This is a genomic window from Paenibacillus amylolyticus, from assembly GCF_003719335.1.
GTDB classification, from domain to species: domain Bacteria; phylum Bacillota; class Bacilli; order Paenibacillales; family Paenibacillaceae; genus Paenibacillus; species Paenibacillus amylolyticus_D.
Genome location: NZ_RIAS01000009.1, coordinates 1 through 16,654, shown reverse-complemented (window position 1 = coordinate 16,654; position 16,654 = coordinate 1). Strand labels below are relative to the sequence as shown.

Sequence of the window (16,654 nt, the reverse complement as noted above, 5' to 3'; positions counted from 1 at the left end):
TCCATGTACAAATCAAACATCTTCCTCTATGTTATTAATGAGAATAATAATCATTATTATTTATAAATTATACATAGGGAGGAATCATTACATGTATGCTGTTAAAAACAGATTAGCCGCCTTGCTGCTTATGCTTACCATGCTTATGATCCTGGCCGCTTGCGGTAGCGGAGCGGGAACAGACGCCACACCTGGAACTTCCGAAGCCAGCACAGATCCGTCGTCCGGTTCGGTTCCTTCGGATGCTAAACGAATCTACAAGTCCTTAAGCGGGGATGTTGAAATTCCGGCTGAGCCCAAAAGAATTGTTACAGACATGTACGTAAGTGATCTGCTTGCACTGGGTGTGAAACCGGTTGGCTCTATTCAATATTATCTGGAGAATCCGTACTATTTGGATCAGGTGAAGGGCATCGAAAGTATTGGTGATCGGAATGCTGTATCACTGGAAAAGGTTGCCGCCTTGAATCCGGATCTGATTATCACCTACTCTGACCAGGCTCAGGAAATTGAGAATTATCAGAAAATCGCACCTACCGTAGTTATTCCTTACGGTACCTTCACAAATGTACAAGATGAAATCCGTGGCTTCGGAGAACTTATGAACAAATCCGAAGAAGCCGAAGCTTGGCTGAAAACGTACACCGAACGGGTAAAGGCCGCTAGTGCCAAGGTGAAGGCTGTCATCCGTCCAGAGGAAACCTTCTCGATCCTTGAAGTATCGGACAAGAGTTATTATGGATATGGAGACAACTTTGGTCGAGGAGGACAAGCGGTTTACCGTGCTTTAGAACTTGCCCCGCTTGAACGTACCAGAAAAGAACTGATGGGCGATACTCAATGGAAAGAGATTTCACGGGAGGTTGTTGGGGATTATGCAGGCGATCATATTTTCCTGACCGTTGGTGAGAAAAATAAAAATTATCAGGGTGATTCCGTCTGGAAGTCCCTTCCCGCAGTAAAAAATAATCAGGTGTATGAATTGCAGGAGGATAGGTATTGGTACTTTGACCCGATTGCAATCCAGGGTCAGGCTGAAGAATTGGCAGATATGATCATAGAGCGTGCTGCCCAGAATCGCAAATAACGCAATCATGAATGCCAAGCGCCTGGAGAGACCAGCTAGCCTCTCCAGGCGTTTGTTTTTAGTATGAAGGGGAACGCAACATATATTACATCTGTTTGCTCATATAAGTTTTTGCACCTTTAATGTATAGTTGTATTTCACTTTTTTACCGCATGAATAAAATGAATCGTCTCGAAGGCAGACAAATCATCTGTTCGTTGACTGAAATACCGTTCCTGTACTTCTACAGGGGATAGATGCTCATAGATGAGAAGCCCTGCTTTTTCCAACAGATGTTCCATCTCCTTATACGTGAAGCAGGACAGCATCGGTTCGCCCCCCATCGCAGCCATTTTGACCATATTCGCGACACGGTTATACCTGCCCTTCTCCTGAAAGAGATGTTCATCTGCATAATCAAACACGATGGAACTTCCAGCCGGAAGAGGTGCAAAAGCGTGATGAATTAAACGGCAGAGGTCTTCTTTGGACAAATAATATGAAACGCCAAGCAGTGTAAACATGGTTTTCACATTTCTGAATAGACTGCTCCAAGAAGCTCTATGAATCATTTCACGGGTAAAGTCCATGGGTACAAAATGAAGATTGTGCGGAATAACCAGCTCTGCCTGCCTCAAACGCTCTTTCTTTAACTTCTGTTCAGACGGGAGATCTACCTCGAATATGTCCAACTCATCCTCCATTTCCGGGTGTCTAAACGCAAATGTGTCCATACCTGCACCAAGAACAATCATCTGCTTCACACCCAGTGCAGCTTCCTGCAGCATCACCTGTTCACTATAGGCAGAGCGCGCCAGGGTGATCGGTGACAGCTGGACTTGGGTTATCCATTTTAACATCTGATTTGGGTCGCCACTGAACTGATGATCCGCATTCGGGTTAAAGAAATGAATGCCTCTTGTCATGTTTTCCCCAATAGCTGTGAACTCCTCTGAAGTAATTAACTTTCGAGCTACAAAATCATGAAAGACGATTGGTTCATCATGCTCCATATGGTAGGCTCGGGCAAACGCTGAAATCAGAGACGTCATACTGGACTGCTTTTTCTGGCTCATCACATGTTCCTCCCGTATCAACAAAAATAAGGTCCCCCTGGCCAGGAGAACCTTAGTATATACGGAAATTTTATATATGTAAATTATAGCATATATACATTTTTTTGTCAATCTCATTTTGAGATGAGATCATCAGAATCTATATTTTTTCAATAGGCTCCATTCATTATGATTACTAGTCAAGTCCATTTCGTCCATCCGCTTAGGTTACATCCCTATGCATCCATTCCGTACTCCCGCATCTCCCGGTTACGGTTCAGCGCTGCATGCAGTACAAATCCAATCAGAGCCATTACAGCTGTTGCCGTCGCCAGCCAAGCTACAGGAATCAATCCTTGTTTATCGTACATGACGCCCATAGCATATGGCCCAATCACACGTCCAACCGCTCCGATTCCTCCCGAGACACCAATGTAAAAAGGGGCTGCCCTCCCCGCATGCTCCGATATAAACGCCGGTGTTGCGGGTGAGATTAACATCTCTCCGAAAGTAGCCAGCACCATCGCAAGTACCATGCCCGTATAATTGTACGTGGTGATCATAACGATGTAGGCGAGGCCGTAAAATACGGCACTTGCCGTCATCTGGGCGCTGGAGGTACGAGCCATCGTACGTTTTACCCAACTGGTGAATGGCTGCCCCACAAAGATCAGCACACCGTTAAGTGTCCAGAGCAGACCGTACATTCTTTTCTCCAACCCTTCCGAAATAATATAAGGCGAAACGCCTGTATTCCAGATGGAGTTACCAAACAAAAGGAACAACACACCCAGACTCATAAACAGATACAGCCGAGTATTTCCCAGCAGTGTCCAGATGCCTGGACCGTCTGGTACGGTTTTGCGTTTCGTCAGCTGTACTTCTCCCTGCTCCGGCTCCACCCGGGACAGATAAAACCAGAAGAACACCGCAAATCCTGCTGAGGTCACCCCGTTTAACACAAAGCTCAGATGATACGAAAAGTCAGCGAGAAATCCGCTAAGCGCCGTTCCAATCGCCACACCGATGTTGTTCGCCACATAAATAATGTTAAACAGTTCTCCGCGCCGCTCGGCAAACCGGAAGCCGATAAACGCTTGAATTGCAGGCAGGGATAATGAACTGAATAACCCAATCCAGCCCATTGCACAGATAAAAACAACCCAGTACGCGCTAATCCAAGGCAAAGCAAACAATCCTGCCGCGTTTAGTGCCAGCGAACCAATGATTAGTTTTTTCACACCTACGCGATGGTATAATGAGCCACCAAGCAGCTGTCCAAAAATACCGCCCAGCGATTGAATCAAAATGACAAAACCCGCGTTTGCCATCGTGCGTCCAAGCTCGTCGAATACATACATGGTCGTCAGCGGCCACATGAGAGCACTGCCCGTCGCACTCACCATACTTGCCAGCAAAAACACTTTCACTTCTTTTGGATAGTTATCCAGCCATCTCAACATTTTCGTCCAAAACTCCTTACATCCTCTAGCCTGACATCCCCAACCAATGTCCGCACAAAAGGCTCCCGCACACGTGGCATGACTCGCCACGGCGGAAGCCTGTAGATTGAAAGATTATATAATATGAATCTATATTACATCAAAATAATCAAGCCGCAAGCACACTCATTGCCGCTTCACTTCAACAGTGGCCGAGAAAAAGGTTGCACCGTTCCCCATATCCGATAAGCGGCCCGATGTCAGGGAATTGGAGCGTTGCTTTTTGCCCTCGCCGTCCCACCATAGTCCTTGGCTGATGACCGTTCCCGGAAGCATGGCATCCGTAACTTTGGCGGTCAGTTCAATACGTCCCCGTTCATTCCATACCACAACCGCATCGCCATCCTGTACTTCGCGGCGGGCCGCATCCTCTGGATGAATTTGCAATAGCGGCATCTTCTCCAGCCGTTGATGTTTAGCCGAATTACCAAAGCTGGAGTTCAGGAAATTATGGTTCGGCGGAGATACAAACATGAGCGGATATGCATCCTCTGGACCAGCTGGATTCTCTCCATCAAAACCTTCAACTAGCGCGGAGTATGTCGGTAATGGCGGCAGTCCCTTCTGTTCCATCTGCTCGGAGTATAATTCAATCTTGCCTGATGGCGTAGGCAGATGTTCTAGGAAAGATTCGTGGGCCGACATGTCCAGCTTCACAAACCGCTCTTTCTTCAGACGATCCAGTGTAACCCCGTTCATATAAGGGTTCTCCGTGCCCTGAAGTGCATTCTCAATCATCTGCTCCGGCTTCTCACCAAAGATGTCCGCATCATACCCCATCGCTTGTCCAAGTAGCGAGAACAGTTCTACATTGCTTTTGCTCTCGCCGATTGGCGCGATCACCGGCTCTTGTAGCTGTACATACTGATGCCAGTAGGACAAGTAGAGGTCTGTTGCTTCAAAAGAAGAGGTGGCCGGCAACACAATATCTGCATATTTCGCCGTATCGGTCATGAACAGGTCATGAACCACCGTAAACAGATCTTCCCGTGCAAAACCTCGCTCCACTCGTTCCGTATCCGGTGCTACCACCAGCGGATTGCTGCAATAGACCAACATGGCTCGGATCGGTTGCTCTGCTTCCAGCAGTGCTTCGCCAATCCGGTTCATGTTTACGACCCGCGGCTCGGCATGTTGCCTTAGATCAGGCCGCTCCAGCGCGTCACCGTTAGTGCTCGCGTAGCTGTTCGTACGAACGGCACCGCCGCCGTGCTTCAGCCACTGCCCTGTAATTGCAGGCAAGCAGGCGATGCTGCGCACGTTCATGCCCCCATTGTCATGATGCTGCAAGCCATTGCCAATGTGAATATGAGCAGCCTGCGCTCCCCCGTAGAGCTGTGCCAGCTCCACAATCGTTTCTTCAGGCACGCCTGTAATACGTGCTACGCGATCCGGGGTGTAACTACGCACATGCTCGCGTAGCGCTTCGTGTCCCACGGTATATTTTTGCATAAACGCTTCGTTCGTTAGTCCTTGCTCAAACAGCACATGCATCATGCCCAATGCCAGTGCACTGTCCGTACCCGGATAGAGCGGAATAAACCAGTCTGCCCATTGCGCCGTACGATTGCGATGAACGTCAATGACAACGATTTTGGCACCATTCTTGCGGGCCTTCTCCGCGAGCACAACCTGATGCATATTGGTGCTGACAATGTTCCCACCCCACACCACAATCAGATCTGCATGCTCTGTATCCTCAGGCAACGTGCCGTGGTTAGCTCCCATCGTATATTTCCAGCCCGTATTACCGGCAGCATTACATATCGTTTGCTCCAGCATACTTGCGCCAAGCGCATTGAAGAAACGCCGATCCATGCCGTCTACGCCGAGCACACCCATATTTCCGTAAAAACTATAAGGGAGAATGCTCTCCGGTCCATATGTTGCAGACAAGTCTTTAAACTTCCCCGTAATTTCCTGAATGGCTTCGTCCCAGCTGATACGCTCGAACTTGCCTTCACCTTTGGCGCCGACACGCCGCATCGGATATTGAAGACGCCCCGGATGATACACCCGCTCCGTCATATTTCGAACTTTATTACAGATCGCGCCCTTCGTAATCGGGTGATCCGGATTACCCGTGACCTTCGTAATTTTACCGTTTTCTTTATGTAATAGCAGACCACATGTGTCTGGACAATCGAGCGGGCATACCGCTGGAAATACACCATTCTCCTGTTCAATCATCATTGGGCTCCCCCTCTTTCAATAGCTATCCCTATATCATATCCCGTTCAGGGTTATAACGTAAAGAGAACAGAATAAATCGGCAAGATCTTCATCATTGCTGCGTAGCACATTGTGTGCAAACCGATCATTCCATTCAAAAATTCTAATTTCGAAAAAAGTTTGTTGCCTATGATTCATTCTCTGAACCCGGGGGTAAATTAAGAACAAGGCATTAGGCTGGTGTTTCCCCACTTCCTCCTCATGCCATATCATGGACCACTCCCGAAATTCGCCATGCTCAGGTTTCGTTCCCCCGAACCTTGTCATGGCGAATTTAATTTTGGGCAAAAAAAAGATGACCCCATCTCACCTCCCCACGACCAAACCTGTCGCGAAGCGATATGAATGCATCATCTCACTTCATTATTTCTATATTCTTATCTGATAACTCCCCGTATCCCAACTTGATTTCACGAGCCAGTTTATTTTCTCACATTCTGACTATTTATTCTGCGAATACAATGCTAGGATGCTCCTAAGTGTCGACCCTGCCATGAGTTACGCCTGTTTACTCCACATCGCTCTGCTTTCTGCTTCCACAGGAGAAACCATAGCAGGAACAACCGTCTCCGGCTTGACCGCTTGCTCTGTTTTACGCAGATATACCATCCAATATGCAGCCGCTACGAACAACGCTCCACCCGTCAAATTACCCAGCCAAACCGGGATGAAATTCATAACATATTGCCCCCAGGAATAGTGCCCCTCAAAGATCGCCGCTGGAATTAGAAACATGTTGGCCACAACGTGCTGAAAGCCGATAGCCACAAACGCCATCGTTGGAAACCAAATGCCCAGAATTTTACCGCTCATCGTATCGGCTGCATAAGACAGCCAGACAGCTAGCGCCACCAGCCAGTTACATCCTATGCCTGAGATAAAAGCCTGCAGGAAGCTATCATGCAATTTATGTCCTGCCATATCGACCACTTTGGTCAGGTATACACCATCTGCGGTAAGCCCAAGGACATGACCAAAGAAAAATGCCACAAACAGGGCACCGAGCAGGTTGCCCACCGTCACAAGTAGCAGGTTCTTCAACATAGTGGCTGGAGAGATTTTACGTGTGATTGCAGCGAGCGGTACAGCCATCATATTACCCGTCAGCAATTCTCCGCCGCCAATCAAGACCAGAATCAGACCTACCGGGAACACTGCCGCTCCGATAAATGTTGCAATGCTTCCCCACTCCGCTGGTGCAGATGCAATTACGCGAATATCCAGCAGAAACCCAAGCGCAATAAAGGCTCCCGCAAGGAAACCAAGAATGAGCACAGAAGAAACCGGGTTCTGTGCTTTCTTAACACCAGCCTGTGCCGTATATTGTGCAACCTCTAAAGGCGTTTTGGCCGCCATATGTCATCTCTCCTTTGTCTTCGGTCGGTTCGCAGATCATTGAATTCATCTATGGTTTTATTGTATCTCGGTCTTGTTGAAAACTTTGTGCAAATAATCACAAATCAACGCAAGAAGATGATCTCATTTTCCACTTAGACCATCAAAAAGAAGACTGACGATAAGATCGTCAGCCTTCTTTCTGTCTTTATTTTATGATGTACCGAATGCTATATCGTTGCTAACCGCCTACGTTGTAGATGACTTACCTCACCCATTTACACCAGTTCTGGCGCTTTAACCTCTACTGGAGGCAGGGCTTGCAGGCCTGCTGTGTTCAGGAAGTTCCAAGGTTTGTTGTAGTGGGGTTGGAAGAAGAAGTCAATAAACGCCAGCTCATCCACGGTCATGTTGTTCTGAATACAAACCGAGATCGTATTGATCGACTGCGTCAAATCCACTTGTGACATCACTTGTGCACCAACAATCCGGCGAGTCGCTTGTTCGTAGACCACTTTAAGCAGCAGTTTCTCAGCCGTTGGCATGAATTCAGGGCGGTAGCTGTCTTCCAGAACAACCGATTCAACAACAAGCCCCTCTTCTTTCGCGGACATTTCGGTCATCCCTGTTCCTGCAATATTTTGCTCATAAATTTTGATACCCGATGTGCCCTGTGTTCCCATATAAGGTGTCGTTGGACGAACCAGGTTTCGCGCTACGAGTGTACCCATCCGCACGGCGTTTGTTGCCAGTGGAATGTAAGCCGCTTTGCCGGTAGGATTGTAGTGGATCGCACAGCTGTCGCCTGCAGCAAAAACATCTTCCTGACTGGTTTGCATGTATTTATCGACGATGATTGCGCCGTTTGGCAACATATCTACTTGACCTTTAAGTAGCTCTGTATTCGGGCGGAATCCGATGCAGAGAATGACCAAGTCCGTTTCAAATTCCCCCTTGGATGTGATGACTTTGGTTACCTTGCCGTTCTCGCCCGTAAATTTCTGTACGGTTTGACCAAGCGCTAATTTAATGCCTTTATTCGTGAGCGTATCTTCAATACCATCTGTAAATTCAGGATCAAGGTATTTGTTCAAAATACGATCCACACTGTCGATCAGCGTCACTTCTTTACCGTTCATCTGGAATGCCTCGACCAGTTCCACACCGATGTAACCTGCGCCGACTACAGTAACGCGTTTCGCATCTTTCGCTTTTTCGATAATAGTATTGGAGTGATTGTAGTTTTTGCAAAGCAGGATGTTATCCATGTTGATGCCTTCCAGCTTCGGTACAACAGGCCATGAACCTGTAGTCACGATCAGTTTATCAAATGTATCTTCAAATTCTTCCCCGGTTTGCAGATTTTTAGCCCGCAAGGTGTGGCCTTTTGCATCTACTGCTGTAACTTCGTGAAGCATCTTGGTCACCACTCCGAGATCTGCCAATTGATTCGGCGAAGAGTAGAACAAGCCGTCAGGGTCTTTTACTACTCCTCCTACGTAAAGCGCAATACCACATGACAGGAAAGAGATATTATCATTGCGTTCATATACGGTAATGGTGGCATCCGGGTATAATTTAGCGGTATTTACGATGGCTGCTGTTCCTGCGTGTGTACATCCGATGACTGCGATTTTCATGAGAAGTTCCTCCTTGGAGTATATAAAATAATGAGTTAATAAACACGGTTATGATTGTGAAATAATTCACTATTAGTTTGATGAGTTACTTGTGATTTATTTCACTTTATATATTCATTATAATGTGATCTTTTTCACATTGCAATAGATTTTGCAAAAAAAGTCGATTTCCTCATAAAACAGTGACCCAATCTTATTTTCACTGATTACATTTTCCCCGAGTACCATTTTGCTTATGCTCTCCAAATCATTCAAATTCCGTTTTAGCGCAATGTTAATCCCTTATGCAATGTTAATCCCTTCTATTGAACACAATGGACATAATTTAAAATTGAAGCAATTTGATAGTATTCCCACTTAGATCTGACTCGTGACTAAAGTACTTTAGTGAGTAGATTACCCTGTGCAGATGCAACCCTTTAGACAAATAAAAGAAGCCTGTTCCTGCGAAATAGCAGGACAGGCTTCTCGTCATCATACGTTTATCTTAACGATGTAGCACATTAACCGAGCAATTGCTCAATCGTAGCACTCATGGACTCTGGTGATTCTTTTGGTTCAACGCGGCCAACAACTTCCCCTTCGCGGTTCACAAGGAACTTGGTAAAGTTCCATTGAATGTCGCTGGTTTCACCTGAGCCGGGCTGTTGTTCTTTCAAATATTGAAAGAGGGGATGAGCCTCTTCTCCGTTCACATCTACTTTTGCAAAGACCGGGAAATTAACGCCGTAGTTAATCTGGCAAAAGGATTCAGCTTCTTCGCTTGTCCCCGGCTCCTGCCCACCAAATTGGTTACAAGGGAAACCAAGTACGACGAGGCCTTGATCACGATAACGGTCATAGAGCTTCTGCAATTCACCGTATTGCGGGGTCAATCCACATTTACTCGCTGTGTTTGCAATAACGAGCACCTTGCCTTGATACATATCCAGCGGCACTTCCTGATTTGCGGTGGTTACCGCCTTGTACGAATATACGGACATTGCTAATTCCTCCTATGAGATCGTAATATACCAATTATAAACGTGTTCAAGTGTGAACTTCAAATTTACCGCGAAGCCACAATCGCCTCATATCGAGTTTGCCGCTCGGCTTTGCTCAGTTTGGGACAGGTGTAACAATAATCTTGACCCCCATCCACCTTATAATACAGGCAGCATGTTGACTTCATTAAAACCTTTTCCCCCGGTTGATACGGGCTGTCGATCTCTACCGACTTGAATTTCAACAGATTTTTACGTAATCCCATAACTTCCGGTGGCATCGTAATCACATGCTCATATCCCTGAATAACCGCTTCTCGCTCCTGATCTGTAATCTCCATCTGGACAGCCAGTGTTTTGAACCATCTCAGGATCGACGCAAGCTGTGCCCACATCTGACCGGTATTTGCCCCGCCAGCCAGTGCCACTCCTTCAATTAAAGGCCGAAGCTGTTCTCCATAATAAGCCGTGAGCATCGCCTGGCGCGTAGATGTAGAAGCTGCGACTGAGTCAGGATCGTCGTTAATGGGTGGTGCGGGATGAACCTGTTCAGTATCATTTAGCAGTTGAAAATGAAATGCCGGGTACCCCTCTTTTACGATAAGCTGTAATTGGATATTATCCAGTGAGAGATCCAGCAACGAGTCACACATCGCGTTTACATAGTGAATGCCTAACAACAGTCCACGAACAGAATGCATGAAATATACCGCTGTGGTCTGCAAGCTATCTGCACGTAAATGTTCGTTGTAAGCTGTCAGCATGTCTCTTGCCTGCTCTGCATCGCATAACGAAGCCAAATGTATATTGTAAATGGGATTCAACGCAGGTTTAGTCGATATACGTCCATATTGTTCAAGCCAGGTATAATTAATAGCGCCCATGAATGAAAACCTCCTGTGAATGCGAATGAGCCGCGTGCTAACAGCGCACAGCGGCTTCATTTCTATAATTCAGGATCGTACATCCGATCCAACTCGTTTATTTTAACTACCTGTTGCTTGCACACGATGTTCCGCACGACCTGCTGCATGAACCATCGCACTGTTAACAACCTTGGTCTCAGGAGCAACTGGTTTTGGACGTTCCCCAGCGAGTGCATATGGCAAGCAGAGAGGTACATTAGAGCGCGGGTCCATAACGATGTCGGCTTCAATGTTGAATACTTCACGCAGTACGTCCGAGGTCATCACTTCTACTGGCGAACCTTCTGCAATGGCTTTACCCTGCTTGATACCGATCATATGCTGTGCATACCGGGATGCATGATTCAGGTCATGGACGACCATCACAATGGTACGATTAGCGGTTGCATTCAGATGCTCAAGCAACTGTAATACTTCAAGCTGGTGAGCCATATCGAGGAAGGTTGTCGGCTCGTCCAGGAACAGAATGTCTGTTTCCTGTGCAAGTGCCATAGCGATCCAGGCACGCTGACGTTGTCCGCCAGACAACTGATCGATCGGACGGTCATGGAATTCAGTCATGCCAGTCACTTCGATCGCCCACTCAATCATGCGTTTGTCTTCTGCACGCATGGAACCGAATCCTTTTTGATAAGGGAAACGACCATAGGAAACCAGTTCTGTAACGGTCAGCCCTTCCGGTGCTGTAGGATTTTGAGGCAGAATCGCAAGCTGCTTGGCAACTTCACGCGTAGACTGCTTATGGATGGACTTGCCGTCGAGTAACACACTGCCTGCTTTCGGAGACATGATACGTGCCATCGTCTTCAGAATTGTTGATTTCCCCGAACCGTTGGCTCCCACAAGTGCGGTAATTTTCCCTTGGGGGATCTGAATGTTCAGATCCTCAACAATTAGTCTTTCTTCATAAGCGATATCCAGCTTGGACGTCTCCAGACGAAACATGCGATCATCCCTCTCTCATTAATCCCGGTATGTATTCCGGCTATCATAACAACAAAATTGAAATTATATTCTGATTCAATGCTTCTGAATTTTCCGACGCTTTAACCTTTTTAAAGAAACTGTTTAATCTGCTACACTAAAGATACTGATAATCATTATCACTTGTCAACCGAAAATCCCAATTTTTTTGATGATATAAGGCATTTTTCGCTGGAAGTATACATCTCAATGGCTACTATGACACTTATTATATGAGAGCATTTCTCAATGATTACGTACTATTTTTCACTGCTCGCCTAATTACCCTAATTTGAATCAATCAAATTATGTCTATTTTGTGAACTAACAAAATTCTGTCAGAACTCTACCGTACATACTCATCTGAATTTAAGACTTGCTCCTCACATAAAAAGATGACCCTGAAACTTTCGTTTCAAGATCATCTCTGTTATCACATCTTATGGACTTATGGATACGATTTATTTAGCTATTCATTCAAATCATTCATAGATGCCTCGCTCTAACTTTAACGTGGCTCCTGCATCAGATTGATCTTGATCTCCGACCCCGCTGCACCCTGCTCAATGCTCACAACATGCTCAGGATTGATATTTTCCGGGAGCGTGAGCTGCATTCCATAGGGATACAAGCGGTCTGCCTCCGTAGATGATAAGGGTTTTGGACTGAGACTCTCCGTTTCCGTCGGGCCCACTGATGAGGTTACTTCAGATGAAGCATCGGTTGTGTTTCCTTGATTTTGTGACGATGTCTCATTCGTTTTATCATCCGATGGACTTGATGAGCCTGAAACGGTTTGTTGCGTAGAAGTATCCCCTTGCCGCTTGGCTCCGTCTGTTATATCAGCCGTGGAATCATCTGATTTTTGACTTGCATCTGCTTCGGACTCATTTCCCGTTCCTGTTGAACCTTCTGAACCGGATGATACGTCATCCGTTGCAGCTTTGTCTTCACTATGATCGAGGCTCGTCCACTGGTCTGTAACTTTGAGTTCCTTCATGCTTCCGTCATCCATACGCAACTGGAGGTTCCCCTTTTCAAAAGGAATTCCGCCCGTCTCGCTCCGAAAGCGGATGACTAATTGGGCTGGTGATTTAGACCCTTCCTGCTTGTTCTCTGCAACAATATAAGCAATGTAGTCTGCTGGCTTCTCTTCAGGATTCGTGGCAGCTACAGGTTCTCGATCTACGGGTAGCTGTGCCTCAGGTTCAGATGAATTGTTCATCAAAGCATAAGCACCTCCTGCAATACCGATAATCAGGATTAGCAGCAGTAAGCTCAACCAGCGCTTTTTCTTCGGACCGGTCAACATGCGCATGAACGGAGAGGCCAGCTCAGATTTGGCACGATCATAGACCGGCTTCAACGCTTTTCCTGCTTTGGCATGGTACGGCTTAAAAGCAGACTTGGATCGGAACGCTTCCCGATCATGCGTTTTGAAATACAGGATGATGGCATCTGCATATCCTTTATGCGCGTTAGAACCGCGAACAAACATCCGCTGCGCACCAGACCATTCAAAAAAAGTATAGATCTCTTCAGGGTGGCCCGTATGACTGCGTGCAAACTCGATCAGACCCGAATAATCAAGCCGATTACTCCCGCTACCCCCACGATAAAACGCAAGCGACAATGCCTCGTACGCTGGTGTTCCCGGCTGATTCCGTAGCTCTGCCGCGAGCCAGCGGCGAGTCCAGCGCTGAAGCTCATCCCGCTCAGCAAGAGAGAGGGACTCCATGCTTTCTTCCGCATTACCATCACCGCTAAGCCATGCTCTGGCAGCCAGCATCATATTGGTTCGTGAAGCAACATCGGAGCCCTGACGTGCTGCCCAATCCCGAACCTCATCCTCATGTTGCAAAATATCGATCTGTAACAGCTGTTCCCGATTCACCCGTTCCAGATCAAGATCCTGGATCATAAACAAGTTGATGACATAAGCAAGCTTGTCAGCCAGCTTGGTTAAAGCCTCCTGATATGCAGCCTGTTGTCCACGAAGGGATGGGGCGGTTGGTTTGCCGGTAGGATGCGCAGCCGTAGCCTGCTGTCCTGAATCGGCAAGAAGCTCTGTTTGCCCGATATGTCCGGTAATTTCCGGTTCCAGCACACCGTTTCCTGTGATTCGATCCAAAACGCTAACCCGCTGAAGAGCTTCGTTCGCCGATTGCACCGGATCGGGTGCAGAGCACAGCCTTTCCCTGAGTTCAGTACAAGATCGTTCCACCAAAAAAGCAGATTGGATGGCAGAAGGATGAGCCGTAACCCATCGCTGGATAAGCTCAATCACGCCCGCTGCCGTTTCGGTACGCTTCAGCTGATTGTCCAGATATGGCTCAAACAGCAGTTTGGTTAACGAAGCATTGCCCAGCACCTTATCAAAGAATGCCTGATTCAACTGAGCATCCCGATCCAGAATGGTATACAGCTCTTGCACAGCACGCATCCGTTTCTGCGCTCGTGCATTGTTGACAGCGTAGATAAAATAATCCACGATCCGAGCCTTCACCACAGGTGCGGCTACCCGAAAATACTCGCCGATGCGAGAAGCCACCGCTTCTTCGGGTACATTTTCCCGCCGTACACTATCCAGTTCCCGGCTGAGCAAGGTCAGGAACAATTCGTTCAGACGTGAACGTTCATGCAATCCGCCTTCCGGCTTCAAATAGGTCAGCAATCCGCTCAAGACCTCATGTTTGTTATTCAGATATAAATCCTCTACACCTTGTTCGAGGCTGTAAAATACAGATAGCTCGCCATAGGCTTCAATGGAAAGTTCACGTCCAGGTTCCATACCTGCAAGCATCTCATCGGCAAATCCATAAAACTCGGCGGATCTTGCCGGATCCTGCATCAAGAACCATGCGAATTCCGCATAAGGTAACTTCGCTACCGAAGCGTCCGCGTGTGTGACACGTCCAGAGACAAGATCAAAGGTAAAATCTTTCTCTGTATTCCGATCCTTGGGACGCAGCGTACCACGCTCCACAAATTGCACATGAATACCTTTCTTGGCCTGCGGTTCCTTGGCAAACGTCATAAAACCAAGCTGCCGTCGGAATGCATAGGGTAATGCCTTATACAGTAAACGCAGCAAAGCCTTTGCTCCTGCTGTTACCTCCTCTGCTGGCACATCAAGCGCTATGTACACCTTGCGGCGTGCCGCCACAGACTGCATCACGGCATACAGCATTCGCTTGAACAACGTCTCATCCATTTTCAGAGCGCTTAGAATCTGGCTCGGTGACGCGTTTAGACCAAAGCTGCCGCCGTGCAGTTCAGTTCCAAGTCTTGCGCCACCTTCTGTCGCTACTGGCAACGCTGTCAGCGCAGGCAGCTCCGTGCCCTGCTCGATATCATACGAGGTGGCGAACACGGTATCTAGCCAGTCGCCACGTTTCATATACTCTTCCGAGCTTGCCGGAGATAGAACATAATTGTGAGCGAAAAACGCGCTGCGCAGGCCCGTAAAATCCGCAGCCTGATACACATTTTGCCCGAGAATGGTCTCGCCGCTCTCCAGATGCAGGAGGTGCATGGAAGCCGGAAACTTGCTCTCGTCCTTTTCACTTCGGCCTGTCAGCTCCGCAGGAGCATCATAGACACAGTAAGGATGAAGTACTTTTTTGATAAAAGAAGGGTCCAGTCCCGGTGATGCAGCCACCGTATCGAATCCCTCCGTTGTCCGGAATACCCCGCGCCGCTCTCTCGTGTACATCTGCTGTTCAATGGGCGGAGTGTTGGTAGAACGCATCATCCCACTCTCCCCTCAATGTACTTGAGTTTGTATAGCAGCCACAGGAAAGGCTCGTCCACACGAATGGGACTAACCACGCCCTGAATTTTCATATCTACCGGATTGCTACCCAGCGCAGATACGGCAAAATAAGCAGTGTCTTTGAAATACACATCCATCGTACCTTTGAACGGACGATCCACTTTCTCGATAAAACGGCGAATCTCCCCGTCGATATTCTCGAACTCGGTCAGGTCGAACCAATCGCGGTGCACCATGTTGCGGAACACATTGCTGTTGGATTTGATGTAATCGCCCTCCTCGTCCTTGAGAGAATGCAGCATGTCACTTTTGGTAAGCACGACAGCGGTTGGAATATTGGTTTTGGCCTTGTCCTGATAGGCGATAAAGTCACCGAAAAGGGTCAGCACCACGTCGCGCGGCTCATCGTATTTCGGCGTCCATTCACCCGGTTCGTTGCCCAGGTTAATGCGGATTTTGTCCCGGATCGAACGAATCTGGAGCGGGTCAACCATAAACAGAATGCCTGCCGAGTTTTTGATATGCTGTCCGTGCAAGCCCAGATAATCCTGCTCCACCATACCTTCACCTGCCACGTCAAAAAACACCAGGGTCAGCGGCGCTTTATCCTCGTCCTTGAACACAAACTGAAAAATAAATGGCTCCTGCAACTTTTCCTTCTGCGTGGAATCCAGCAAGTCGCCTCGTTCGAACAGTGGTTCTTCATAATCGGCACGGAAACGGCGGCTGATCTCGGCGTTCAGCGGCATACAAGCGGCATCAAAATGATCCGCAGTATAATGCTGTAACGTATGAATTAAGGAAGTCATATACACAGATTTCCCGACCTGGGATGCACCAATAATCGAAATGATATTGCTTGGCGCCTTACCCGCTGTTACAGGCAACTCATTATGACAATGCGGGCACAGACGTCGGCGTGTCATCACACCGTAACGATCATTCAGACCCATGACAATGTTATCCGAATAAATTCGGTGCTCTTCTGGTACATCATAAGGTGACAGCACAGCTTCCATATCAAACACCGTATCCAGCCCAAAGCGCTCCCGATATCGGTTCAGCTTGGCATCTTCTCCGAGTGCATAATCCTCGTCATCGTCACGATGGTGAGCCGCACGGAACACAACCTCTTCCGGTGAGAATTTGCTAAAGCAGTATGGACATACGATATCGT

11 protein-coding genes are annotated in these 16,654 nt (G+C 47.6%); 1 reads left to right on the top strand and 10 read right to left on the bottom strand.

The genetic code is table 11. The annotated features are described in order from the left end of the window. The first annotated feature begins 91 nt into the window (after positions 1–91). Positions 92–1,087 carry an ABC transporter substrate-binding protein gene (locus EC604_RS16690; protein WP_123065249.1) on the top strand — a complete coding sequence of 332 codons (996 nt, stop codon included), beginning with the start codon at positions 92–94 and terminating at the stop codon, positions 1,085–1,087. Between the two features lie 137 nt (positions 1,088–1,224). Here EC604_RS16690 and EC604_RS16685 read toward each other — a convergent pair whose 3' ends face one another. From EC604_RS16685 to EC604_RS16635, 10 genes are all read right to left on the bottom strand, one after another. Further along, positions 1,225–2,142 (bottom strand): class I SAM-dependent methyltransferase, encoded by a 918-nt coding sequence (locus EC604_RS16685; protein WP_123065248.1) that lies wholly within the window; start codon positions 2,140–2,142, stop codon positions 1,225–1,227. Between the two features lie 215 nt (positions 2,143–2,357). Further along, entirely contained in the window at positions 2,358–3,581 is a 1,224-nt protein-coding gene (locus EC604_RS16680) for an MFS transporter (protein WP_192895127.1), read from the bottom strand. A 168-nt stretch (positions 3,582–3,749) separates the two neighbouring features. Continuing rightward, entirely contained in the window at positions 3,750–5,813 is a 2,064-nt protein-coding gene (locus EC604_RS16675; protein WP_123065421.1) for a molybdopterin-containing oxidoreductase family protein, read from the bottom strand. Between the two features lie 540 nt (positions 5,814–6,353). Continuing rightward, positions 6,354–7,211, bottom strand: a complete 858-nt coding sequence (locus tag EC604_RS16665; RefSeq protein ID WP_123065245.1) for a formate/nitrite transporter family protein — start codon at positions 7,209–7,211, stop codon at positions 6,354–6,356. A 257-nt stretch (positions 7,212–7,468) separates the two neighbouring features. Then, on the bottom strand, positions 7,469–8,830 hold the full coding sequence (locus EC604_RS16660) for an FAD-dependent oxidoreductase (RefSeq protein ID WP_123065244.1): 1,362 nt from the start codon (positions 8,828–8,830) through the stop codon (positions 7,469–7,471). 503 nt (positions 8,831–9,333) lie between these two features. Then, positions 9,334–9,813 carry a glutathione peroxidase gene (locus tag EC604_RS16655; RefSeq protein ID WP_090924172.1) on the bottom strand — a complete coding sequence of 160 codons (480 nt, stop codon included), beginning with the start codon at positions 9,811–9,813 and terminating at the stop codon, positions 9,334–9,336. A gap of 65 nt (positions 9,814–9,878) precedes the next feature. Beyond that, positions 9,879–10,697 (bottom strand): ferric iron reductase, encoded by an 819-nt coding sequence (locus EC604_RS16650; RefSeq protein ID WP_161556963.1) that lies wholly within the window; start codon positions 10,695–10,697, stop codon positions 9,879–9,881. A 102-nt stretch (positions 10,698–10,799) separates the two neighbouring features. After that, a complete protein-coding gene (locus EC604_RS16645) occupies positions 10,800–11,684 on the bottom strand; it encodes an ABC transporter ATP-binding protein (RefSeq protein WP_090924170.1) in 885 nt (294 codons plus the stop codon). A gap of 526 nt (positions 11,685–12,210) precedes the next feature. Then, a complete protein-coding gene (locus EC604_RS16640) occupies positions 12,211–15,453 on the bottom strand; it encodes a hypothetical protein (protein WP_123065242.1) in 3,243 nt (1,080 codons plus the stop codon). Further along, on the bottom strand, positions 15,453–16,654 hold a 1,202-nt coding region (locus tag EC604_RS16635; protein WP_123065241.1), incomplete at its 5' end, for a TRAFAC clade GTPase domain-containing protein. The genes EC604_RS16640 and EC604_RS16635, both read right to left, overlap by 1 nt.

Bases quoted from the DNA above. Each gene is read 5' to 3' on its own strand.
- EC604_RS16690 (WP_123065249.1), top strand. From the start codon at position 92: ATGTATGCTGTTAAAAACAGATTAGCCGCCTTGCTGCTTATGCTTACC.
- EC604_RS16685 (WP_123065248.1), bottom strand. From the start codon at position 2,142: ATGAGCCAGAAAAAGCAGTCCAGTATGACGTCTCTGATTTCAGCGTTT.
- EC604_RS16675 (WP_123065421.1), bottom strand. From the start codon at position 5,813: ATGATTGAACAGGAGAATGGTGTATTTCCAGCGGTATGCCCGCTCGAT.
- EC604_RS16665 (WP_123065245.1), bottom strand. From the start codon at position 7,211: ATGGCGGCCAAAACGCCTTTAGAGGTTGCACAATATACGGCACAGGCT.
- EC604_RS16660 (WP_123065244.1), bottom strand. From the start codon at position 8,830: ATGAAAATCGCAGTCATCGGATGTACACACGCAGGAACAGCAGCCATC.
- EC604_RS16655 (WP_090924172.1), bottom strand. From the start codon at position 9,813: ATGTCCGTATATTCGTACAAGGCGGTAACCACCGCAAATCAGGAAGTG.
- EC604_RS16650 (WP_161556963.1), bottom strand. From the start codon at position 10,697: ATGGGCGCTATTAATTATACCTGGCTTGAACAATATGGACGTATATCG.
- EC604_RS16645 (WP_090924170.1), bottom strand. From the start codon at position 11,684: ATGTTTCGTCTGGAGACGTCCAAGCTGGATATCGCTTATGAAGAAAGA.
- EC604_RS16640 (WP_123065242.1), bottom strand. From the start codon at position 15,453: ATGCGTTCTACCAACACTCCGCCCATTGAACAGCAGATGTACACGAGA.